20 protein-coding genes are annotated in these 21,407 nt (G+C 73.1%); 9 read left to right on the forward strand and 11 right to left on the reverse strand.

The window, feature by feature from the left end:
* Nucleotides 1-5: 5 nt before the first annotated feature.
* Nucleotides 6-1,139 (reverse strand): IS630 family transposase, encoded by a 1,134-nt coding sequence (locus ACFYZY_RS05730; RefSeq protein WP_388689819.1) that lies wholly within the window; start codon nt 1,137-1,139, stop codon nt 6-8.
* Nucleotides 1,140-1,232: 93 nt separating this feature from the next.
* Nucleotides 1,233-1,649 (reverse strand): GNAT family N-acetyltransferase, encoded by a 417-nt coding sequence (locus tag ACFYZY_RS05735; protein ID WP_388689821.1) that lies wholly within the window; start codon nt 1,647-1,649, stop codon nt 1,233-1,235.
* Between the two features lie 325 nt (nt 1,650-1,974).
* On the opposite strand from ACFYZY_RS05735, the gene ACFYZY_RS05740 reads away from it, so the two are divergent.
* From ACFYZY_RS05740 to ACFYZY_RS05750, 3 genes are all read left to right on the forward strand, one after another.
* Complete coding sequence (locus ACFYZY_RS05740; protein ID WP_388689823.1) at nt 1,975-2,583, forward strand: hypothetical protein; 609 nt, start codon at nt 1,975-1,977, stop codon at nt 2,581-2,583.
* A 228-nt stretch (nt 2,584-2,811) separates the two neighbouring features.
* Nucleotides 2,812-3,312, forward strand: coding sequence for a winged helix-turn-helix domain-containing protein (locus ACFYZY_RS05745; protein ID WP_388689825.1), 501 nt, complete (start codon nt 2,812-2,814; stop codon nt 3,310-3,312).
* Nucleotides 3,309-3,884, forward strand: a complete 576-nt coding sequence (locus ACFYZY_RS05750) for a transposase (RefSeq protein WP_388689827.1) — start codon at nt 3,309-3,311, stop codon at nt 3,882-3,884. Before ACFYZY_RS05745 ends, ACFYZY_RS05750 begins: the two co-directional genes overlap by 4 nt.
* A 219-nt stretch (nt 3,885-4,103) precedes the next feature.
* Here ACFYZY_RS05750 and ACFYZY_RS05755 read toward each other — a convergent pair whose 3' ends face one another.
* The 6 genes from ACFYZY_RS05755 to ACFYZY_RS05780 all read right to left on the reverse strand — a co-directional run bounded on the left by ACFYZY_RS05755 (nt 4,104) and on the right by ACFYZY_RS05780 (nt 11,425).
* Nucleotides 4,104-4,367 (reverse strand): helix-turn-helix domain-containing protein, encoded by a 264-nt coding sequence (locus tag ACFYZY_RS05755; RefSeq protein ID WP_388689829.1) that lies wholly within the window; start codon nt 4,365-4,367, stop codon nt 4,104-4,106.
* Nucleotides 4,367-4,864: a DUF2975 domain-containing protein gene (locus tag ACFYZY_RS05760; RefSeq protein ID WP_388689831.1), complete on the reverse strand. Its 498-nt coding sequence runs from the start codon at nt 4,862-4,864 to the stop codon at nt 4,367-4,369. The genes ACFYZY_RS05755 and ACFYZY_RS05760 overlap by 1 nt, the downstream gene beginning before the upstream one ends.
* Nucleotides 4,865-4,933: 69 nt before the next feature.
* The gene (locus ACFYZY_RS05765; RefSeq protein WP_388689833.1) at nt 4,934-7,258 is read right to left on the reverse strand and encodes a SpoIIE family protein phosphatase; all 2,325 of its coding nucleotides are present in this window, start codon (nt 7,256-7,258) and stop codon (nt 4,934-4,936) included.
* Between the two features lie 258 nt (nt 7,259-7,516).
* A complete protein-coding gene (locus ACFYZY_RS05770; RefSeq protein ID WP_388689835.1) occupies nt 7,517-9,583 on the reverse strand; it encodes an iron ABC transporter permease in 2,067 nt (688 codons plus the stop codon).
* 4 nt (nt 9,584-9,587) lie between these two features.
* Complete coding sequence (locus tag ACFYZY_RS05775; RefSeq protein ID WP_388689837.1) at nt 9,588-10,568, reverse strand: iron-siderophore ABC transporter substrate-binding protein; 981 nt, start codon at nt 10,566-10,568, stop codon at nt 9,588-9,590.
* The gene (locus ACFYZY_RS05780; protein WP_388689839.1) at nt 10,565-11,425 is read right to left on the reverse strand and encodes an ABC transporter ATP-binding protein; all 861 of its coding nucleotides are present in this window, start codon (nt 11,423-11,425) and stop codon (nt 10,565-10,567) included. The genes ACFYZY_RS05775 and ACFYZY_RS05780 overlap by 4 nt, the downstream gene beginning before the upstream one ends.
* A gap of 151 nt (nt 11,426-11,576) precedes the next feature.
* Between ACFYZY_RS05780 and ACFYZY_RS05785 the strand changes: the two genes are divergently transcribed.
* The gene (locus ACFYZY_RS05785; protein WP_388689840.1) at nt 11,577-12,347 is read left to right on the forward strand and encodes a uracil-DNA glycosylase; all 771 of its coding nucleotides are present in this window, start codon (nt 11,577-11,579) and stop codon (nt 12,345-12,347) included.
* A 77-nt stretch (nt 12,348-12,424) separates the two neighbouring features.
* Here the strand turns inward: ACFYZY_RS05785 and ACFYZY_RS05790 are convergent, their stop codons facing one another.
* On the reverse strand, nt 12,425-13,834 hold the full coding sequence (locus tag ACFYZY_RS05790; RefSeq protein WP_388689842.1) for an amidase: 1,410 nt from the start codon (nt 13,832-13,834) through the stop codon (nt 12,425-12,427).
* A 263-nt stretch (nt 13,835-14,097) separates the two neighbouring features.
* Nucleotides 14,098-14,790 (reverse strand): MerR family transcriptional regulator, encoded by a 693-nt coding sequence (locus tag ACFYZY_RS05795; RefSeq protein ID WP_388689844.1) that lies wholly within the window; start codon nt 14,788-14,790, stop codon nt 14,098-14,100.
* A 97-nt stretch (nt 14,791-14,887) separates the two neighbouring features.
* Between ACFYZY_RS05795 and ACFYZY_RS05800 the strand changes: the two genes are divergently transcribed.
* The 5 genes from ACFYZY_RS05800 (at nt 14,888) to ACFYZY_RS05820 (ending at nt 20,345) form a co-directional block, all read left to right on the forward strand.
* The gene (locus tag ACFYZY_RS05800; protein ID WP_388689846.1) at nt 14,888-15,364 is read left to right on the forward strand and encodes a DUF6194 family protein; all 477 of its coding nucleotides are present in this window, start codon (nt 14,888-14,890) and stop codon (nt 15,362-15,364) included.
* Between the two features lie 146 nt (nt 15,365-15,510).
* The gene (locus ACFYZY_RS05805) at nt 15,511-16,125 is read left to right on the forward strand and encodes a 4'-phosphopantetheinyl transferase family protein (RefSeq protein WP_388689848.1); all 615 of its coding nucleotides are present in this window, start codon (nt 15,511-15,513) and stop codon (nt 16,123-16,125) included.
* A gap of 161 nt (nt 16,126-16,286) precedes the next feature.
* Nucleotides 16,287-17,804, forward strand: coding sequence for an MFS transporter (locus ACFYZY_RS05810; protein ID WP_388689850.1), 1,518 nt, complete (start codon nt 16,287-16,289; stop codon nt 17,802-17,804).
* A gap of 159 nt (nt 17,805-17,963) precedes the next feature.
* The gene (locus ACFYZY_RS05815; protein WP_388689852.1) at nt 17,964-18,236 is read left to right on the forward strand and encodes a GlsB/YeaQ/YmgE family stress response membrane protein; all 273 of its coding nucleotides are present in this window, start codon (nt 17,964-17,966) and stop codon (nt 18,234-18,236) included.
* 228 nt (nt 18,237-18,464) lie between these two features.
* Nucleotides 18,465-20,345, forward strand: coding sequence for a CAP domain-containing protein (locus tag ACFYZY_RS05820; protein WP_388689854.1), 1,881 nt, complete (start codon nt 18,465-18,467; stop codon nt 20,343-20,345).
* An 83-nt stretch (nt 20,346-20,428) separates the two neighbouring features.
* Here the strand turns inward: ACFYZY_RS05820 and ACFYZY_RS05825 are convergent, their stop codons facing one another.
* Entirely contained in the window at nt 20,429-21,292 is an 864-nt protein-coding gene (locus ACFYZY_RS05825; protein ID WP_388689856.1) for an RNA polymerase sigma factor SigF, read from the reverse strand.
* Between the last annotated feature and the right edge of the window lie 115 nt (nt 21,293-21,407).

The raw sequence follows: 21,407 nt of genomic DNA on the forward strand, positions 1-21,407 counted from the left end.
CCGCATCAGGCAACGTTCGCCCTGTTCACGACTTCGCGCAGGCGTTGGTCGGTGGCGTGCTTGTTCCGCCAGATGATGTAGCGGCGGATCATGCTGCCCTGGGTCTTGTGGCTGGGGTGGTCGGTGCCGTCGAGGGCGAAGTAGCGCAGGGCAGTGAACTGGGCCTCGATCCGGTTGAGCCAGGAGCTGTTGGTCGGGGTGTAGGCGATCTCGACGTTGTTCGCGGCCACCCATGTCCCGACTCGCTGGCACCGCTTCGTCGTCAGGTGAGGCGAGTAGTTGTCGCAGATGATCGCAATGCGCACGTCCGCCGGGTGCAGCGAGCGCAGGTAGCGGCAGAACTCCAGGAACTTGGACCGGTTCTTGGTCTTCTTGACGTGGCCGTAGAGCTGGTCCTTGGCCAGGTCGTAGGCGGCGAACAGGTGCCGCACCCCGTGCGGTCGGGTGTAGGTGGCCCGCCGGCGGGGTCTGGGCTCGCGGTCGGGGTCCTTGCCTTTGCCGCCGCGTTCCGCCCACTGCCGACCGGGGTGGGGCTGGAGGTTTAGCGGGCCGAACTCGTCGAGGCAGAAAACGACTTCGGGTTCGCCTTCCTCGGGTATGACCTCGCCGTCGGCGATCGCGTAGAGGTGCTCGACGCGAGCCTTCTTGGCCGCGTAGTCGGGGTCGCGGGAGGTCTTCCAGGTCTTCACGCGTTGAAACGAGACACCCTCCTCGCGGAGCAGGACCCGAAGGCCCTCGTGGCTGATGTCGTCGACCACCCCCTCGGCGACCAGGAAGTCGGCCAGCTTGGCCAGGCTCCAGGTCGAGAAGGGCAGGCCGTGCTCGGCCGGCTTGGACTTGGCGGTCTTCTTGATCTCCCGGTGCTCGGGCGGTGTGAACGTGCTCGGCCGGCCGCCCCTGTACTTCGGGTAGAGCGACTCGAAGCCGTCGGTGTTGAAATTGTGAATCACGTCCCGGACCCGGTCCGCGCTGGTGAACGTCACCTCGGCGATCTTCGCCACCGGCATGCCCTGCGCGGACAGCAGCACCATCTGGGCCCGCCGCCAGGCCACCACCGACCCAGTGCCCCTGCGGATGATCCGCAGCAGTCGCCTGCCTTCGTCGTCATCGATCTCGCGGATCTGTACGCGTTCAGCCACCAGGACAGCTTGACCGAAACCGCACGTCCCAGGTAGCAGCCGGACGGCAGGCCGCCAACCGTCTGGTGCGGGAGGGGGATCCGTTGCGTCGGTCTACAGCTGATCGAACGTCCAGGTGAGTACGACCTGTCCCGTTTCCGCGACGCCGCCAGCGCGGCGGTACGTCGCCAGTGCCGCCGCATTCTCTTCGTCCGTGATCGTCCACACGCCGTAGCAGCCCCGTTCACGTGACAGGTCCGCAAGCGCCGACACCAGAGCCTGGCCGATACCACGCCCACGGAACGACTCGTCCACGCCCAGCTCGTACAGGAACATCTCGGTTCCCTTGTCCGGATGGGTCATCTCGACACCGGTGACCATCCCCGCCGGGATGTCGTCCACGTAGGCGATCAGGAGGTGATGGCATTCGTCCGTCAGGAACCGGTCAGTGGCCTCCCGCCCTGGGGCGGTGTCGAAGAGGTGCCCAGCGGCGTTGACTGCCCCAACCTGAGTGGCACGACGGATCTCCATTCGAGGATCCTGACACGCTCCGGCCTCGGGGGTCGGCCATTTTGCCGCGGAGTGATCCCGACGCCGAGTCCAGCTCCACGGCCTTCGGAACCCCACCGCGCTGACCTCTGCCGTTTTCTCAGCAGGGCGAACGTTGCCTGATGCGGCACTAGTACTGCAACGGTTCTTGCCCTGACAGGTGGCTTTTCCGGCCAGATGCGAGGGCGGTGCTCGCCATTCCGCCCGAAGAGACAGCATAGAAGACGAAAGCGGCGGCAGGCTGAGGTCACAGCCCAGGGAGCCCGGACAGGGGAGGGCCGACGAACCGAACACCTAGGGGGATTCGATGACCACACGGAAAGCATTGCGCGGGGCGATCACGGCCGCCCTGACCGCGGCGATATGGGTGACGGCCTTGGGAGCCGAGGCGATCGCTGCCGAGTGGCGACCCAGGCCCGGCATGGTCTACCTCTCCGACATGCCCAAGGACGGCACCACCTGGTACGGCGCGGCTGCCCAGCGCGGCTGGATCTCCCCCGCGTGCGGCCGCTCGTGGCCCTACCCTGAGGTCAACGTGTGGAGTCGTGAGGTCTCCACGTCCGAGACCGCTGCTGGCCGCCAGAACACGGTCGTCTTCGAGTCGGAGGCAGAGGCGATTGAGTTCGCCGCCTATGCACGCCAGGTGTACGCGGACTGCCCGGCGTCACCTGACCACGGCCCCCTTGCCGTCGTGACGGGCTACGACTACGGGACGGTCAACGTGGAAGAAGGGGCCACCGTGCAGGGCATGCGCGTTGAGTATCCCTCCGGCGGCACCTACCACAACCACTTGTTCGGCGTGGGCCGCGACGGGGATACCGTCACGCTCATCGAGTGGGAGAGCAACTGGAGCGCCCCGCCGGTCGACTACTTCAAGAACACCACGGTGAAGAACGTCGTGAACCGGCTCTACTGACCGCTTCCGGCGTCCCGCGTAAGGACCGACCCGCACCCGTCGCCCACATCACGCACTGGTCCCACAGGGGCCGCCGATGCCAGTTCCAGGCCCGCACCAGCCCCTGCAGACGACGCGGACACGCGCCGCCCGGGGCCACCGACCATCACGCCACACACCGCGGCAGTACTACTGATCTTTTCGTTAGTTCCGTGGGTGTGCCGGCCTCGTTGGTGGGACCCTGATGTGGTGTCTTTCAAGCCTTCGCCTGTTGTTCCTCCTCTGACGCGGCCGCAGCTGTCCGAGGCCCGGCGTGTGCGGGCGGCCGAGCTGTTCGGTCAGGAACGTCCTGGTGCTGAGATCGCGCGGATGTTGGGAGTCAGCGAGGAGAGTGTGCGGCGGTGGAGGCGGGTCTGGGAGGAAGGCGGCGCCGACGGGTTGCGTCGGCGTCCGGCCACCGGTCGTCCGCCCAAACTGGACGATGCCCAGGTCGAGCGGGTGCGGACCGCGCTGGAACGGGGCGCCCAGGCCCATGGTTTCGAGGCCGATCTGTGGACCCTGGAGCGGGTCGGTGCGGTTGTCACGCGGGTGACTGGGGTGGCGCTGTCGAAGACTTCGGTGTGGCGGCTGCTGGCCGGCCGGCTCGGATGGAGCCTGCAGCGACCCGAACGGCGGGCGGTCGAACGCGACGAGTCCGAGATCGCCCGCTGGATCGCCCATGAGTGGCCGCGGATCAAAAAGGGGTGGTGAACACACGTGCCTGGATCGTCTTCCTCGACGAGTCGGGAGTCTCGCTGCTGCCGCAGGTCCGCCGCACCTACGCGCCCCGCGGCCGCACCCCGCTCCTGCGGCACCGGCTGAACTGGAAACGCGCCTCGATGGCCGGCGCCCTCGGCTGCCACGCCGCCGACCCGGACCGTGGTCCTCGGCTGTGCTTCCACCTCAAGCCCGGCAGCTACGACACCGCCACACTCATCGAGGTCCTGGAGCAGACCAAGACGTTCTGCAACGGCGAGCGGGTGGTACTGGTCCGGGACGGGCTGTCCGCCCACTGGAGCCGGGCCATGCGGGCCTGGGTCGCCGAGCAGGACTGGCTCACCCTGGAGCGATTACCGGCTTACGCGCCCGAGCTCAACCCGGTGGAACTGCTGTGGTCCTCGCTCAAGAAACGCGAGCTCGCCAACCTCGCCGGCGACCACCTCGCCGATGTCGCCGACGCCGCCGAGCAGGGCATCCACCGCATCAACACCAACCCCCAACTGCCCTGGTCCTTCCTCGCCCACACCGGACTCACCCTCCACCCACCAACCCCACCCAACTAACGAAAAGATCAGTAGGGCGGGTGTCGAAAGGGGCGTCGTCCGCCCGGAGGGCGGGCCCGGCGGTGTCCGGTGCGTGCGATCGCAAGGCGGAGGGTCGCCCCGATACTGGATGCATCGGGGCGAGCCCGACAACGCCGCTGGGGGCGCCCCCGTGCCCGAAGGGCTACGGGGGAGTGCGTGCCGGGCGCCGCCGGGCAGACGGGACTTCCGACACGCGCCCTAGCCGTTCTGGCCGGCCGTCGCCACCGCGTCGGCTCTCCGCGACGGGCCCGCCGGGTCCTCCGCCTCCCAGCGCAGCAGGTCGCCCGGCTGGCAGTCGAGGGCGTCGCAGAGGGCTCCGAGCGTGGCGAAGCGCACCGCCTTGGCGCGGCCGTTCTTGAGGACGGCGAGGTTGGCCGGGGTGATGCCGACGCGTTCCGCGAGTTCGCCCGCGGACATCTTGCGGCGGGCCAGCATCACGTCGATGTCCACGACGATCGGCATCAGATCACCTCGGCGAGCTCGGCCCGCATGCGCGTCGCCTCCGCCTCGCGCTCGACGGCCTGGGCGAGCAGGGTCCGCAGCACGAGCACGATCAGGGCCACCCCCAGGACCGCGAGGCTCACCCCGCAGATCAGGAGGACGACGCCCGGGGCGACGGCCTCGCCGGGGGCCAGGAGGGCGGCGAACGCGAACACCAGGACGGCGCCGCACGCGAAGGCGCCCGTGACGACGTCCACGTACCGGAAGGCGGCGTGCGAGAACACCGTGCCGCGCCGCACCATCGTGACGAGCCGCCACACGCAGACCAGCACGGTCTGCGCCGTCAGCGCGCCCAGGACCAGGAGCACCGGCACCGGGGTGCGGAGGTGGGCGTACTCCGGCCTGAGCCCGTCCAGATCGGCGGCCAGCAGCGGCACCATCACCGCCTCCACGAAGACCGAACCGGCGAGCAGCGCCCCGAGCACGGCTCGCAGGGCGAGCACCGTCCATTTCCCCATGACATCCCCTTCGATCGAATATCGATAACAAGCTATCGACATTCGATAGGCGCGGCAAGGGGGGCCCTGTCAGGGGTCGCGGCGGACGAGCAGGAGGGCGACGTCGTCGGTGCGGCGCGCGGGGTCCTTCACGTGCCGGATCAGACCGTCCGCGAGGGCGTCCAGGTCGTCGGGCCGGGACCGCGCGAGCCGGTCGGCCAGCTCCGCCGTGGCGACGCCGATGTCGGCGCCCGGCACCTCCACGAGTCCGTCGGTGTGCAGGGCGAGGACGGCGCCCGGCTCCCAGGACACCTCCGCGGTGGGGTACTCGACGTCCGGCGCGATCCCGAGGAGGAGACCCGGCGGGGCCTCCAGGAGCCGGGTCGGGCCGTCCGGCGCGCGCAGGAGCGGTGGTGGGTGGCCCGCCGTGGCGAGCCGGAGCCGGTGGCGGGCGAGGTCGAGCGCGACGATCAGACAACTGGTGAAGCGGTCCGGTTCCAGGTCGTTCAGGAGCTTGTTCGTACGGGCCAGGATGTCGCCGGGGGAGGCGCCGGCCGTCGCGTGCGCGTGGACGGCGGTGCGCACCTGGCCCATGAGGACGGCGGCGTTGGTGTCGTGCCCCTGGACATCACCGATGACGGCGATCACGGTGTCGTGGGCGGCACGGATGAGGTCGTAGAAGTCGCCCCCGATGTCCATGCCGTGTCCGGCCGGCAGATAACGGGCGGTGGCCGCGATCCCCGGGAACGCGGTCAGGCCGTGCGGGAGGAGGCCGGTCTGGAGACCGCGCGCGAGGGAGTGCTGGGCGTCGTAGAGACGGGCCCGCGCGAGCGCCTGGGCGATCAGCCCCGCCAGGGAGGTCAGCAGCGCCCGCTCGGAACCCGGGAAAGGGCGCGGCCGGCCGTACGAGAGGATCAGGGAGCCCACCGGGCGGCCGGAGGCGATCAGCGGCAGGAACGCCCAGGCGGCACGGCCCTCGTAGCGCGGGGCGTGCGGATGGGCTCGGTACAGGTCCTCGGACGTGGGAAAGAAGAGGGGCACGCCGGTGGCGACGACCTGGGCGCCGGCGACCGGCGCCGTCAGGGGGGTGCCGTCGAAGCGGTCCACGAACTCCTGGCTGTAGCCGCGGTGGCCGATGATGCGCAGCCGCCCTTCGTCCACGCTCATCAGGGCCAGGCCCTGCGGGCCGAAGGCGGGCACGATCTGGTCGGCGGCGAGGTCCACGACGTCGTGGACGCCGGCCGCCTCCGCCAGGGTCGCCGCCACGTGCATGAGGTGGTACACCGCCGTGGCGCCGACGGGCTCGGCGCGCCCGGGGTGCGGGACGGGCACACCGGGCTCCCCCGCCCTTCCGGGCTCCCGGGCCGGGGAGTCCGGGAGGACCGGGGAGTCCGCCGCACACGCTCCGGGCGCGCCTCTCCCGCCTTCTTCCGCGCCGCCCTCTTCCGCCCGAGCCTCCCTCGCGCCGTCCTCTTCCGCCCGGCCCTCCCCCGCCCCGTCCCCTTCCGGCCTGTCGTCATCCGTTCCGTCGTAGCCCGTCCCGGCGTCGCCCGTCACCCGGGTGACGTGGACGCTGATTCCGGTGACGTCCGGGTACAGCTCGAACAGGAGGCACGTCGACGGCCGCCGTGCGACGGTGAACGCCATCGGCCGCCGGGTGACCGCCGCCGCGCGGTAGCGGTCCTCGAAGACGGGGTCGTTCAGCCAGGGCAGCACCTCCCAGGGACGCCTGCCGAGCAGCGCCGCCGCGTCGGCGCCGACCAGTTCGGCGGCGGCGGAGTTGACGAAGGTGAGACGTCCGTCGAGGTCCAGGGCACAGCATCCGACGGGCAGCCGTTCGGCGAAGCGGAAGGCGGACCGGGCCACGACGGGATCGACCTCGACGGGCCGTTCCGCGTGCACGAGGCGCGGCTCCGAGGGGTAGGGCACCGGCCCCCGTTCGGCCGCCCGGCGCAGCAGGCGGGCGGCCCGGCGCCCGCAGGCGTCGAGCGTCTCGCGCTCCTGCTCGTCGAGCTGGGGCGGGTGCCAGACCGGCCACAGCAGGACGAGCCCGCCCCGCACCTCGGTGTCGTCGGCGATCGGGGCCGCGGCCAGCAGGAAGTCGTACGGCAGCATGATCCCCAGGCGCGGATAGCGGCGGGCGATCTCCTGCGGTCCCGCCAGCCACACGATCTCCCGGTCCCGCACGGCGTCGGCCACCGGGGACGGCGCGTCGACCGCCACCCGGACCCACGGGGCGGCGATCCCCCGGGCGATGCCCGACCCCAGCACCAGGCGCAGCATCCGCTCCCCCGGCGCCCGGAGGTACACGAGGCCGACCGAGGCCCCGGTGTCACGCATCACGTCGACGAGGACGGCGTCCAGCCCCTCACCGCTGAAGACGTCCTCGGCGTCCGCGCCCGCGGGCTCTCCCATACGCGGACCCTACGCCGGGCCGTTCCGGGACGCTCGGCAGGACCGGCCCCTCGCGGACCCGTCCGGACGTCCTCGCGGAAGGCCGGCTCGGCCCCGGCCCCGAGGAAGAGGCCCGGGGAAGAGGGGGGAAGAGGAAGGAGAGCGGACCGAAGAGCCGGGACGGACCGAAGGGGGCCGCGGGCCCCGGTCGGGGACCCGCGGCCCCCTTCTTCCTTGTCCGGCGGCCCGGTCTTCCTTCTCCGGCGGTCCGGCGGTCCCTCAGCGGCGGCCGCGGACCAGCAGGTGGAGGAAGTACGGCGTGCCGATGACGGCCGTCATCATGCCGGCGCCGAGCTGGGCCGGCGCGATCACCGTCCGGCCCACCAGGTCCGCGGCGCAGACGAGCGCCGCACCGAGGAGGACCGCCACCGGCACCACGCGCACGTGACGGCGGCCCGCCAGGGCGCGGGCGGCGTGCGGGGCGACGAGCCCGACGAAGCCGATCGTGCCGGCGGCGGCCACGGCGGTGGCGCTGAGCAGGACGGCCAGGACCAGGAAGCCCAGGCGCCCGCGCCCGAGGTCGAGCCCGAGGAGCCGGGGGGTGTCCTCGTCGAGCGAGACCAGGTCGAGTTCCCTGCGCCGCAGGACGGCGACGGCCAGACCCGCCGTCAGGACCACCGCGAGGGGCACCGCGTCGGGCAGGGTCCGCCCGTAGGTGGAGCCCGACAGCCAGGTGAGCGCCTTCGTGGCGTTGAACGGGTCGGTGAGCACGATGAGCAGGCTGATCAGCGCGGCGGTCGCGGTGGCGACGCCGAACCCGACGAGGACGAGCCGGTTCTGCTGGAACCCGTCGCGCGCGGCCAGGCCGAAGACGAGGGCGGAGCTGAGGGCGGCGCCCCCGAACGCGGCACCGGCCACGCCCCACGTGCCCGCCGACGGCACGGTGGTGACGAGGAGGACGGCGCCGAGCGCGGCGCCGCCGGAGACGCCGAGGGTGCCGGGTTCCGCGAGCGGGTTGCGGGTCACTGCCTGGACGAGCGTGCCGGCCAGGGCGAGCGCGGCGCCCGCGAGGAGCGCCGCGAGGACCCGGGGCACCCGGGTGTCGAGCACGAAGGAGACGGTCCGGCCCGCCCGGCCCAGGGCCCAGTTCACGACGTCGCCCAGGAGCAGCCCGGAGTCGCCGAGCAGGACGCCGGCGACGACGACGCCGGCCGCGGCGGCGACGAGCACGCCCGTGGTGACGAGGAAGACGGCCCGGCTCCTGATGCGCACCCGGTCGGGCGGCGCGGCCCCGGCGGTGTCCCGGGCCCCGGCGGCCATCACGATCAGGAAGACGGCACCGACGAGGCTGGTGACGACGCCGGTCGGCACGGCGACGGCGGTGTCCGGGGGGACGACGGCACGCAGCAGCACGTCCGAGCCGAGGACGAGGGCGGCGCCGGTGAGGCCCGTGACCGGCAGGCCCGTACGGGAGCGGTGGAGCCGCCGGACCCGGCGCGCGAGGCCGCGGACGAGCGCGGGGGCGCACAGGCCGACGAAGCCGATCGGTCCGGCGAGCGTGACCGCCGCCGCCGAGAGGAGCGCGGCGAGGACGACGGTGGTGATCCGGGTGGCGCGGACCGGGACGCCGAGGCCGCGGGCCGCGTCGTCGCCGAGGGCGAGGGCGTCGACCCGGCGGGCGACGAGGAGCAGTCCGGCGAGCCCGGCGAGGACGACGGGCGCCATCCGCAGGACGGCGTCGAAGCCGCTCTGCGAGATGCCGCCCTGGTTCCACTGGTAGAGGCCCTCCGTCTCCTTCGGGAACAGCAGGAGCAGTCCCTGGGTGACGGCGGTGACGCCGAGGGTGAGGGCGCTGCCGGCGAGAACGAGCCGGACGGTGCCCGCGCCGAGTCCGGAGAGGCCGAGGACGACGGCCGCCGCGAGCAGACCGCCGGCGAAGGCGACTCCCGAGGTGGCGAAGAGCGGGAGCGAGGCGCCGGTGACGGCGGTGAGGCCGAGGGCCAGGTAGGAGCCCGCGTTCACCGCGAGGGTGTCCGGCGAGGCGATGACGTTGCGGCTGACGGCCTGGAGGGCGGAGCCCGCCATGCCGAGGGCGGCGCCGACGAGCAGTCCGGCGACCGCCCTCGGCAGCCGGGAGGCGATGACGACGGACGCGTCGGCCCGGTCGGCCCGGCCGGTGAGCGCCTTCCCGACCTCGGCGGCGCCGACGGCGGCCGTGCCCCGGGTGAGGTCGACGAGGGCGAGGCCCGCGACGAGGAGGACCAGTGCGGCCGTCACCGCGGCCGCGCCCGTCCGGGACGCGGCCGCCGTCGGACGGGGGACGGGGGTGGTTGCGGTGACGGCCATGGTGTTACTTCGTCAGCTCCCCGACCACCGCGTCGGCGTACTCGCCCATCGACGCGGGTCCGCCGAACATCCAGATGCCGTCGGGCAGGCGGTGGACGTTGCCCTTCTTGACGAACGGCAGCGAGGTCCACACCTTGTCCTCGGCGAGGACGCCGGTGAAGGGGTTGCTGCTCGGGTCCTGGTCGTTGCCGACGTAGGCGAAGTGCACGTCGCCGAGCCGGGTGAGGCCCTCGACGTCGGTCTTGCCGAGGCCGTAGGCCGGGTCGCCCTCGACGGTCCAGGCGTTCCTCAGGCCGAGCCTCTCGTTGACGGCGCCGATGAGGGAACCGTCGGTGTAGGGCCGCAGGGAGACCTGCTGGGAGACGAGGTAGCCGTCGGCGAAGGCGTACTTCGCGCCGGCGAGGCCGGCGGCGGCGAGCTTCTTCCGGCCGTCCTCGATCTTGGCGTCGAGGTCCTTCACGAGCTTGCCGGCCCGCTCGGTGGTGCCGGTGGCCCGGGCGATGAGGTTCAGGTTCTCCGTCATCCGGCCGATCGGGTCGGAGGCGTCGGCGGCCTTCAGCTCCAGGACGGGCGCGACCTTGCGCAGCTGCCGCACGGCGGCCGGCGGCAGGTCACCGGTGGCGACGACGAGGTCCGGTGCGAGGGCGGCGACGGTCTCCACGCTCGGCTCGCCGCGGGTGCCGATGTCCTTGGGGTCGTTCTTCAGCGGGGCGGCGGTGTTCCACGTCCCGTAGCCCTTGACGTCCGCGACGCCGACGGGGTCGACGCCGAGGGAGACCAGGCTCTCCACGACGTTCCACTCGGTGCCGACGACCTTCTTCGCGGGGCCGTCGAGGACGACTTCGACGCCCTTGGAGTCGGTGAGGGTGATGCGCTCGGCCGCCTTGTCCGCCTTCTTCTCGGCGGCGGGTTCGGTGGTGCCGCAGGCGCTCAGGGCGAGGGCCGCGGCGGTGGCGGCGGCCGCGGTCAGGAGGAGGCGCTTCATGAGGGGCTGGGGAGCCTTTCGCTTCGCGTGTGGTGCCGGCCGACGGCGCGGGTGCGCGGCCGGCCGGTCAGGGGGTCGGTGTCGACTTCGACGCGGATGCCGTACGTCTCGGTCAGGCGCGGGCCCGTCAGGACGTCCCGCGGGGGGCCGTCGGCGACGACCCGTCCCGCGCGGAGCAGGACGATCCGGTCGGCGACGGCCGCGGCCTGGTCGAGGTCGTGCAGGACGGCGCCGACGGCGATGCCGTGGTCGTCCGCCAGATCGCGGATCAGGTCCAGGAGTTCGACCTGGTAGCGCAGGTCGAGGTAGGTGGTGGGCTCGTCCAGGAGCAGGACGCCGGTCTCCTGGGCGAGGCAGCCGGCGAGCCAGACCCGCTGGAGCTGCCCGCCGGACAGGTGCTCGGCGCCCCGGTCGGCGAGTTCGGCGACTCCGGTGAGGGCGAGCGCGCGGTCCACGGCGGCCCGGCCTCCCGGGTCCGTCCTCCCCCAGCGGCCCCGGTAGGGGTGGCGGCCGAACTCCACGACGTCCCGCACGGTCAGGCCGCCGGGGGTGGGGCGTCCCTGGGTGAGCAGGGCGACGCGGCGGGAGAACGCGCGGGGGGAGAGCGCGAGGCCGTCCGTGTCGCCGTCGATGACGAGCGTGGCGGTCCGGGGCCGCTGCAGGCGCGAGACCGTGCGCAGGAGCGTCGACTTCCCGCTGCCGTTGGGGCCGACCAGGACGGTGACCCGGCCGGGCCGCAGCGTCAGGGCCGCGTCGTGGACGACGTCGGCGCCCCCGTACGCCACGGTGACTCCCGTGGCCGACAGTTCATGGCCGCGGGGTCTCCCGGCCTCGGTTCTCTCTTCACCAGCTCGCACGAGACTTAGGGTAGCCTAACCTAAGTATCAGTCAAACCATGGTGCCCCTCGGCAATCAAGGCGGGAATCGGCCATTCCGATGACATCGCGGTCGCGGCGGGTAGGGAGCATCCGGAAAGGACACCGCCTTCCGGACGGAGCGGATCGATCAATGTGCGCTGCCGAGGACTACCCCGCCCGCACCGCGCCCGGGACGCGCACCGTGGCGGGGCTCGACGCGCGCCTCGTACGGTGCCGGGCCTGCCCGCGCCTCGTGGCGTGGCGGGAGGAGACCGCCCGGGTGAAGCGGGCCGCGTTCCGGGACCAGGAGTACTGGGGGCGGCCGGTGCCCGGGTACGGCCCGCCGGACGCCGGGATGCTGATCACCGGCCTCGCCCCCGCCGCGCACGGCGGGAACCGGACCGGCCGGATGTTCACCGGCGACCGGGCCGGCGACCTGCTGTACGCGACGCTGTACGGACTCGGCCTGGCCTCGCGGGAGACGGTCACGGGCCCGGAGGACGGCCTCGAACTGTACGGGGTCAGGGTCACGGCGCCCGTGCACTGCGCGCCGCCCGGCAACAGCCCCACGCCCGCCGAGCGCGACACCTGCCGCCCGTGGCTGGCCCGGGAGGCGCGACTGCTGCGCCCGACGCTGCGGTCCGTCGTCGTCCTGGGCGGCTTCGGCTGGCAGGCCGCGCTGCCGGCCCTCACCCGGGCCGGCTGGATCGCGCCCGTGCCGCGCCCGAAGTTCGGGCACGGCGTGCGGACGGTCCTGGCACCGGAGGACGGAACGGGCAGCGCGCTCACGGTGTTCGGCTGCTACCACGTCAGCCAGCGCAACGTCTTCACCGGCCGGCTCACCCGGGGCATGCTGCGCGAGGTGCTGGCCGAGGCGGCGCACACGGCCGGCCTTCCGGTCGATCCGCCCGCGCCCGGCTGACCGGTGCCGCGCGGAGGGAGGACACGGCACCCGCCGGTACCGTACGGACGGCCGCGGCCCCTCCCCCGCCGACGGGGTCAGACGTCCTGGACGCGCCGGAAGGGACGGTCCGCCTCCAGGGCGAACGCGACCTCCAGGAGCGTCCGTTCGCTCCCCGGCCGCCCGGCGAACATGACGCCCACGGGCAGCCCGTCCTCCGTCGCGCCCAGGGGGAGCGAGATCGACGGGGTGCCGACGACGTTGTCGATCGGCGTGAACGCGACGTACGCGAGGATCCGCTCGATCAGCGCCGGGTACGGAACGTCCGGCCCGAGGTGGCCGATCCGGGGCGTGGTGTGGGCGAGCACGGGGGAGAGCACGAGGTCGAGGCCGCGGAACGCCGCCGCGTACGCCTCCCGCGCACGCCTCAGCCTCCGCAGGACGCCCGGGGTACGGCGCCAGTTCTCCAGGTAGGTGGCGCGCAGCCCCTGGCTGAGGGCGTCCATGCGGCGCCGGTCGAAGTCGGCGCCGAGGGTGCGGCCCGTGGCGCCGAGGAGGAACGACAGGAACCCCCAGTAGGTGAGGAAGTCGTCGGTGAAACGGGGGTCCACGGGGATCTCCACCGGTTCCACGGCGTGGCCGAGCCGTTCGAGCCGCGCCGCGGTCTCCGTGACGGCGGCCCGGGTCGCGTCGTCGGAGGGGACACCGGTCGGCGAGTCCAGGAGGAAACCGACGCGCAGCCGGCGGTCCGAGGGGCCCTCCACCAGTCCCAGGGGCGGCAGTTCCGGGTTGCGCCAGTGCGTCTCGGCGGCGGCGAGGAAGGCGGCGGAGTCCCGCACGGAGCGGCTGACGATGCCGTCGGAGACGATGTCGAGCGGGAGTCGGCGGCTCTGGGCGCTCGGCACGACCCGGCCGCGGCTCGGCTTCAGCCCGACGAGTCCGCAGCAGGCGGCGGGGATGCGGATGGAACCGCCGCCGTCGTTGGCGTGGGCGATCGGCACCGCCCCGGCGGCCACGAGCGCCGCGCTGCCGCCCGACGAACCGCCCGCCGAGCGGCCGGTGTCCCAGGGGTTGCGGACGGGCTCGGCGCCCTCGTACTCGGTGGAGGGGCTGAAGCCGAACTCGGGCAGCCTGGTCTTGCCGAGGACGGTGACGCCGCTGCTGAGGAACTGCCGGGTGAAGGCCGCGTGCCGGCGGGCGGGCCGGGGGGTGAAGGCCGCGCTGCCGTGGCCGGTGGGCAGCCCCCGGTAGTCGGTGTTGTCCTTGACGAAGGACGGCACTCCGGCGAAGAGGCCCGTTCCCGGCCCGGGGACCGGGGGTTCGGCGTACACCTGGACCGCGTGGAGCCGCTCCTCGACGGTCCGCACCCGTTCGGCCGCGTCCCGGGCCGCCTCGGCGGCGCTCACCTGGCCCCGCCGGATCGCCGCCGCGAGGCCCACCGCGTCGTGGTCCCCCAGGGCGTCGTCCCGGAAGGCGTGCACCGTGGTCCGTTCCTCGAAAGTCGTCACCGCTGCCCCAGTCCCCGTGCCGTGTGGTCGCTTGGCCGCCATCATCGCGTACCCGCGGGTAACAGGCGAGGGCCGGAAGGGATGACGTCCCTCCTCCGTCTCTCCTCCGTCTCTCCTCCGTCTCTCCTCCGTCTCTCCTCCGCAGAGCTCGTACCGGGACCGACGGGCCGTGCGGGCGGCGCGGGCGGCACCGGGCGGTACGGACGCCGCACCGTCCGGGCCCTCCGGTCCGCGCGGGGCGCCCACGGGCGGCCCCGGACCGTTCATCCGCGCGCGGAGAGCACGGCGCAGAGCGCCGCCGCCCCCTCCAGAAGGGCCCGGGACCGGGCGGTGACACCGGCCTCCCTGGCGGCCAGTGCCGCGGCGACCTCCTCCGACCGGCGGGCGCGGCGCAACTCCGGCATGAGGGCCCGGAGCGGCGCGACGCGGTAGCCGGCCCGGCGCAGCTGATGGACGATCCGGGCGTCCCGCACCTGCGCCGGGGTGTAGCGCCGCGTTCCGCGCACGGGGTCGCGGTCCGGGACGACGAGGGCCTCCGCGTCCCAGTGCCGAAGGGTCGAGGGGCGCACGCCGAGGGCGGCGGCGAGTTCGGAGACGCCCATCGAGTCCGACGCGCGCACGTCCTCGATCGGCTCCCCGGAGATCGCGCGGGCGGCCTCCCGCGCCCGCGCGATCTCCCCTCGCTCCGCGTCGAGCCGGGCGTGCGCCGCGTCGAGAAGGGCGAGCGCCTGCGGGACGGGCAACCGGTGGAAGGCCCGGACGATCTTCTTGGCCTCCACCGGTCCCACTCCCCCGGCGAGGGCCCGGTAGGCCCGCGCGGCCCGCAGATGCGCCTCCCCGTAGATCCGGTGGCCCGCGTCCGTGCGCGTCGTGGGCGGAAGCACGCCGTCGCGTTCCAGGTCGCGGACCTGCTGGACGGAGTACCCGACGCGTCGCGCGATGTCGGCGGTGCGCATACCGCCGGAATGGAGACCTTTCACCCCTGCACCCCCCTGCCTTCGGCCGCTTCGGCCCCGAAGTCTCCACCAGCACGTGAATGCCACGCTGGAGCACATGACCATCGACGAGATTATCGACTTCGCGGGCGGCCTCGACGGCGTCCTGACCCTCAGGCCCGCCCCCGGCGACGGCACGCCGGAGATCAGCTGGGGCGACACGTTCTTCTTCTACGCGCCCGACGGCTCGGTTCCGGCGACGACCCAGCCGTTCGCGACCGTCGTGACCAAGGACTACCCCGGCGACGGGACCTCGCGCCTGGACCGGCCGGGCGTCTTCCGCGTGAACATCGCCGCCGGGAGGGAGGAGTTCGTCCGGTGGACCGGTCGCGCACCCCGTGAACCGGCTCCCGCCGGGGTCGACCACGCGGCCGCCGACACCGTGTGCGCACACCCCGTCCACGGCACCGCCGGCTGGCTGGCGGTGGTGAACCCGGGCGAGCGCACCGGGGAGACGACCCGTGAGCTGTTGCGCACGGCCCACCGCCTCGCGCGCTCGCGCCACGAGCGGCGCGCCGGTTCGGCGGGACCCTGAGGATTTCCCGGCCCGGAACGGCTCCGCGCCGCCGCCGCGCCCGCCTGCCTGCCTGCCTGCCTGCCTGCCTGCCTGCCTGCCGGGTAGTCTGACCGGTCGTGCGGTACGAAGAAGTCCCGGGTCATCCGGGAGTGGTGACGGCCGGCGTGTCGGAGGCCGCGGCCCCGGCACGCGCGCTCGCGTCCGTGCTCGACGACGACGAACGCGACCGGACCGCCCGTTTCCGGTCCCCGGTGGACGCGGACCGGCACCGGGTCGCCCATGTGCTGCTCCGTCTCGCCCTCGGCCGCCACGTGGGCGAGCCGCCCGAACGGCTCGTCTTCCTCCGGCGGGCGTGCGCCGGCTGCGGCGGGCCGCACGGCAAGCCGTACCTCCGGGGCCACGACGTGCACTTCTCGCTCTCCCACTCCGGGGACCGCGCCCTGGTGGCGGTCGCCCCGGTGCCGGTCGGCGTGGACGTCGAGGCCGTTCCTGCGGACGCCGCGGTGCGGGACGTGGCGAGCGTCCTCCACCCGCGCGAGCGGGCGGAGCTGGACGCCCTGCCGGCCGCCGCGCGCCCGGCCGCGCTGGCGCGCTGCTGGTCCCGCAAGGAGGCCGCGCTGAAGGCCACGGGCACGGGCCTGGCGCTGGGGGCCGCCGAACCGTACGTGGGCACGGCCGCCCGGCCCGCCCCGGTCCCCGGCATCCGGCTCGTCGATCTGCCTCCGTTCGAGGGCCATGCCGCCGCGCTCGCCCTGCTCACCCGGCCCGGGACCGCCTGACGCCCTCCGGGGCCCCGCCGCCCGCAGGCCGCCCCGGCGCCGGACCCCCCTCACCCCGGGTCGTCGCCCGACGACGTTCCGTCAACCGCCCGCATGGATTCCCCGGTCGTGGGAACTCGGCGGAGGGGGATGTCCGGGGGGCGCACGACGGAGAGTGAGACATGGCATCTGAAATGTCACGGGCCTCTGTTCCGAGCCCCGGGGAACCGACGATCACCACCGCCGTACCGGCCCGTCTCGACCGCCTCCCGTGGTCCAGATGGCACTGGATGATCGTGATCGGCCTCGGCACCGTCTGGATCCTGGACGGCCTCGAGGTCACGATCGTCGGCAACGTCGCGGGACGCATCGCCGAGGACGGCAGCGGCCTGGACATCACCTCGGGGCAGATCACCGGCATCGCCGCGGCCCTGTACGTGGCGGGCGCCTGTTCCGGCGCGCTGTTCTTCGGCTGGCTGACCGACCGCTACGGCCGCAAGCGCCTGTTCATGGTGACGCTGCTCGTCTACCTGTCCGCGACCGCGCTGACGGCGCTGTCGTTCGAGTCCTGGTGGTTCTTCCTCTTCCGGTTCCTCACCGGTTTCGGCATCGGCGGCGAGTACGCGGCCGTCAACTCCGCCATCGACGAGCTGATCCCGTCGCACTACCGCGGCCGGGTCGACCTCATCATCAACGGAAGCTACTGGCTGGGCGCGGTCGGCGGTTCCCTGCTGTCCGTGGTGATGCTGGACACCGACATCTTCCCGAAGGACCTCGGCTGGCGGCTCAGCTTCGCCCTCGGTGTCGTCCTGGGCCTGGTCGTCCTGCTCGTACGCCGACACGTCCCGGAGAGTCCGCGGTGGCAGTTCATCCACGGCTACGGCGACGATGCCGACCGGCTCGTCGGCTCCGTCGAGAAGGAGATCGAGCAGGAGAAGGGGGTCCGGCTGCCCCCGCCGGACCGCGAGATCACCATCCACCAGCGCAAGAGCATCGGCTTCGGCCTGATCGCCAAGACCGTGTTCCGCTCCTACCCGCGCCGGGCGGTCCTCGGGCTCTCGCTCTTCATCGGCCAGGCGTTCCTCTACAACGCCATCACGTTCGGCTTCGGCGCCATCCTGATCACGTTCTTCGACGTGCCCACGGGCCACACCGGTTACTACTTCGCGGTGATCGCCGCGGGCAACTTCCTGGGTCCGCTGCTGCTCGGCAAGCTCTTCGACACGGTGGGCCGCCGGATCATGATCTCCTCGACGTACCTGCTCTCCGGCATCCTCCTGTTCGGCACCGCGTGGCTCTTCGACCGCGGTTCGCTGACGGCCACGACGATGACGGCGTGCTGGTGCGTGGTGCTGTTCTTCGCGTCGGCGGGCGCGTCCAGCGCCTATCTGACCGTCTCCGAGATCTTCCCCATGGAGACCCGTGCGATGGCCATCGCCTTCTTCTACGCCCTCGGCACGGCGGCGGGCGGCATCAGCGGACCCCTGATCTTCGCGGACCTCACCGAGTCGGGCGTCGTCGGCGACACGGTCCTCGCCTTCCAGATCGGCGCCGGCCTGATGTGCGCCGCCGGTCTCGTCGCCGCCTTCCTGGCGGTCAACGCCGAACGACGCTCCCTGGAGGACATCGCGGAGCCCCTGTCGACGGCGGGGGCGGCCTCGGGGGCGGAGAGCCCGCAGAAGTCCGCCCCGACCTCCTGACCAGGCACTTCCGGCCGCGTGACCGGGGTTTCCCGGCCGCGCGGCCGGACCGTCGCGCACGGAATCCGTCCGGAACCGCGGCCGGCGACGTTTGAAGCGGCCGATTTCGCGTAAACGCGGGATAAGGAACCGAACGACGCACCCCGAGGAGACGGGACCATGGGAATCATCGCCTGGATCATCATCGGACTGCTGGCCGGTCTCATCGCCAAGGCCCTGACGCCGGGCCGCGACCCGGGGGGCATCGTCATCACCACGCTGCTGGGCATCGCGGGCGGTCTCCTCGGCGGATGGCTCGGCAAGGTCATCTTCGGGGTCGACTCCATCGACGGCTTCTTCGAGCTGTCCACCTGGATAGCCGCCATCATCGGCTCGGTCATCCTGCTGCTGCTCTACCGTCTCTTCACCGGTGGCCGCTCGCGTCGCGCGTAACGGCGTGACGCCCCGGTCGCCCGACCCCGTACGGCCCCGCACGGCCCCGCACCCGGCGAGAACCGGGAGCGGGGCCGACGCGTGTCCGGGGCCCGCCCGCCCCGGCGTCCCGGGAACCCGCCCGGACCGGTTCCGGAAACCCGGCGGATTTCCGTTGTCGGCCCGCCCTCCGGTGCTCTCCCATGTGTTGGCGCCGGGAACGGCTGGAACAGGCAGGGTGAGGCGAGCATGGACGTACGGCACGGCACGGAGCTGGTGAGGGCGGCGCGGGACGGGGATCCGCGGGCGCAGGACCGGCTCCTCACCCATTACCTGCCCCTGGTCCACAACCTCGTGGGCCGGGCGACGAACGAGCACCGGGACGCCGGCGGCGCCGTGCGGGAGACCATGCTGCGGGCGCTTGGAGGGCTCGGCGGACTGCGCGCTCCGGACGGTTTCCGGTCCTGGCTCGTGGCCGTCGCGGCGGACGTCGTCCGCGACCGTCAGGGGCGGTGGCACGCCGGTCCCCCCGCCGACCCCGCCCCGGGCCGGCCGGACGCCGACTTCGTGGACCTGGCCGTCGCCCGGCTGAACCTGTCCGGCCAGGAACGGGAGACCGCGGAGGCGACCCGCTGGCTGGAACCGGAACACGGCCTCCCGCTCTCCCTGTGGTGGCTGGAGTGCACGGGCGACCTGGCCCGCCACGAAGTGGAGTCGGCCCTCCGGCTCTCCCCGGAGCACACCGCGGCGCACATCCGGCGGATGAGGAAGCGGCTGGACGCGGCCCGGGTCGTCGTGCGGGCCCTCCGGGAGAACCCGCCGTGCCCCGCCCTGTGGTACGAGCTCGACGGATGGGACGGGCGGCCGACCGCGTCCTGGCGCAGGCGCATAGCCCGGCACGTCCACGGGTGCCTCCGCTGCCTCCCGCTGGCCGACGGCCTCCACCCGGTGGAGGCGCTGCTCGCGGGGCTGCTCCTGGTCCCCCCGGCGGAGCCCCTGCTCACGGCCGTCCGCGAGGGAGCGGGCCTCGGTCCCGCCGCCGCGGCGGGCCCGCGCGGCCCGCACGGGTACGAACCGATGGGGGCCTCCCCCGGACACGAGCGGACGGGAACGTTCCCCGGGTACGAGCCGGCGGAAACGTTCTCCGGTTACGGACGGGAGGAATCGTTCTCCGGGCATGGACAGGCGGGACCGCCCCCCGGGCACGAGCAGGACGCGCCCCTCTCCGGGTACGAGCCGGTGGAGTCGCCGGGGGCGGGTCCGTCCCCCGTCCCGGGGGCCCGAGGTGCCCGGGGCACCCGGGGCGCGCGGCGCCGCAAGCAGCAGCGGCTTGTGCGCCGGCACGCGGTGGCCGCGGGGATGGCGGTGGTCGCCGTCACCGGAGGGGCCTTCGCGCTGAGCGACGGTTCCGGTCGCCGGGACGTGGCGGACCCCGGCGCCCTGCGCGCCGCGACGGCCGGAGACCTCCCGCTCTCCCCTCCACAGCCGGCCACGGCCCTGGCGGCAACCACCACGCCGCCCCCGGGAACGATCGGGCCGTCCGGCCCGCGCGCGAGCGCCTCGCCCGTCTCCCCCGGGCCCTCGGCCACCCCGACGACGGCCGCCCCGCGCACCTCGACGCCCGCACCGCCCCGGTCCGACCGCGCGGCCACGCGGGCGCCCGTCCCGAAGGTCACGGCCCGTCCCACGGCCACGTCCTCCCCCGCCCCCACCCCCGCGCGCACGACCGCGACCCCGAAGAAGGACCCCGGCTCCGCCTCGGCCGAACAGCAGGTGATCGACCTGGTGAACGCGGAGCGTGCCAAGGCGGGCTGCGGTCCCGTGACCGGCAACTCCCTTCTCGCCCTGGCCGCCCGGGGCCATTCCGACGACATGGCCGCGCGCGACTTCTTCGACCACACCAATCCCGAGGGCGCCGGACCGGGCGAGCGCTTCACGGCCGTCGGGTACGGATGGACCACCTACGGCGAGAACATCTCGAAGGGCCGGCGGACGGCAGAAGAGGTGATGGCGGCGTGGATGAACAGCCCCGGCCACCGCGCGAACATCCTGAACTGCTCCTTCACGGAGATGGGCGTCGGCCTGCACACCGAGGGCTGGTACTGGACCCAGACCTTCGGCGCTCGCTGAGCGCGGGGGCACGGGAAAACGGCCTCACCGGAAGGGGATCGGTGAGGCCGTTCGGCCCGGGGGCGGGAAGGAAAGAAGAAGGGTCACACGTCCATCGGGTCGAGCATGCCCTTGCGGAGCCGCGCCAGGTTGCGCGAGAGCAGTCGCGACACCTGCATCTGCGAGATGCCGAGCCTCTTGCCGATCTCCGACTGGGTCAGCTCCTCGACGAACCGCAGGTGGATCAGCAGCCGGTCGCGCTCGCCGAGTTCACCCAGGAGGGGGGCCAGGGAGTGGAAGTCCTCGAAGAGTTCGAGCGCCGGGTCCTCCTCGCCCATGAGGTCGGACAGCATGGCGCCGCCCTCCTCGCCCTCGCCGCCGATCGTGGCGTCGAGCGAGGTGGAGTTGTACCCGTTGGAGGCGATCCGCGCCTCGATGACCTCTTCCTCCGAGAGGTTCATCAGGGCGGACAGCTCCGCCACGCTGGGCGAGCGTCCGAGACGGGAACTCAGCTCCTCCGTCGCCTTGGCCAGCTCCACGCGCGCCTCCTGCAGCCGGCGCGGCACGTGGACGGCCCAGGAGGTGTCACGGAAGAACCTCTTGATCTCGCCCACGATGCACGGGACGGCGAAGGTGGTGAACTCCACCTCGCGGGAGATGTCGAACCGGTCGATGGCCTTGATCAGACCTATGGTGCCGACCTGGACGATGTCCTCCATGTCGTCGCCCCGGGCGCGGAAGCGGCCGGCCGCGTAGCGCACGAGCGACATGTTCATCTCGATCAGCGTGTTGCGCGCGTACTGGTACTCGGGAGTTCCCTCCTCCAGTACCGCCAGCCGGTCGAAGAACACCTTCGACAGTTCGCGCGCGTCCTTCGGCGCCACCTTCTGAGGGGCTTCGAGTACGGGAAGGCCCCCCACAGTCTTTTCGGTACCGGTCTTCGTGTCCGCCAGCGTCGCGATCGGCATTCCGACGACCCCCTCTATCGTAGACAACCCGTATTCCCCCGGACGGCCCGCATACCCCGGGTCCCACGGAGCATGCGCATCGATCTCAGAAATTTTTTCCGCGGGCGCCGGACCC

It is taken from the genome of Streptomyces sp. NPDC001744, from assembly GCF_042892575.1.
Taxonomy (GTDB): Bacteria; Actinomycetota; Actinomycetes; order Streptomycetales; family Streptomycetaceae; genus Streptomyces.

Excerpts from the sequence above, each read along its gene's own strand:
- ACFYZY_RS05735 (WP_388689821.1), bottom strand. The coding sequence starts at position 1,649 with ATGGAGATCCGTCGTGCCACTCAGGTTGGGGCAGTCAACGCCGCTGGG.
- ACFYZY_RS05740 (WP_388689823.1), top strand. The coding sequence starts at position 1,975 with ATGACCACACGGAAAGCATTGCGCGGGGCGATCACGGCCGCCCTGACC.
- ACFYZY_RS05755 (WP_388689829.1), bottom strand. The coding sequence starts at position 4,367 with ATGCCGATCGTCGTGGACATCGACGTGATGCTGGCCCGCCGCAAGATG.
- ACFYZY_RS05760 (WP_388689831.1), bottom strand. The coding sequence starts at position 4,864 with ATGGGGAAATGGACGGTGCTCGCCCTGCGAGCCGTGCTCGGGGCGCTG.
- ACFYZY_RS05765 (WP_388689833.1), bottom strand. The coding sequence starts at position 7,258 with ATGGGAGAGCCCGCGGGCGCGGACGCCGAGGACGTCTTCAGCGGTGAG.
- ACFYZY_RS05770 (WP_388689835.1), bottom strand. The coding sequence starts at position 9,583 with ATGGCCGTCACCGCAACCACCCCCGTCCCCCGTCCGACGGCGGCCGCG.
- ACFYZY_RS05775 (WP_388689837.1), bottom strand. The coding sequence starts at position 10,568 with ATGAAGCGCCTCCTCCTGACCGCGGCCGCCGCCACCGCCGCGGCCCTC.
- ACFYZY_RS05785 (WP_388689840.1), top strand. The coding sequence starts at position 11,577 with ATGTGCGCTGCCGAGGACTACCCCGCCCGCACCGCGCCCGGGACGCGC.
- ACFYZY_RS05795 (WP_388689844.1), bottom strand. The coding sequence starts at position 14,790 with ATGCGCACCGCCGACATCGCGCGACGCGTCGGGTACTCCGTCCAGCAG.
- ACFYZY_RS05800 (WP_388689846.1), top strand. The coding sequence starts at position 14,888 with ATGACCATCGACGAGATTATCGACTTCGCGGGCGGCCTCGACGGCGTC.
- ACFYZY_RS05810 (WP_388689850.1), top strand. The coding sequence starts at position 16,287 with ATGGCATCTGAAATGTCACGGGCCTCTGTTCCGAGCCCCGGGGAACCG.
- ACFYZY_RS05815 (WP_388689852.1), top strand. The coding sequence starts at position 17,964 with ATGGGAATCATCGCCTGGATCATCATCGGACTGCTGGCCGGTCTCATC.
- ACFYZY_RS05820 (WP_388689854.1), top strand. The coding sequence starts at position 18,465 with ATGGACGTACGGCACGGCACGGAGCTGGTGAGGGCGGCGCGGGACGGG.
- ACFYZY_RS05825 (WP_388689856.1), bottom strand. The coding sequence starts at position 21,292 with ATGCCGATCGCGACGCTGGCGGACACGAAGACCGGTACCGAAAAGACT.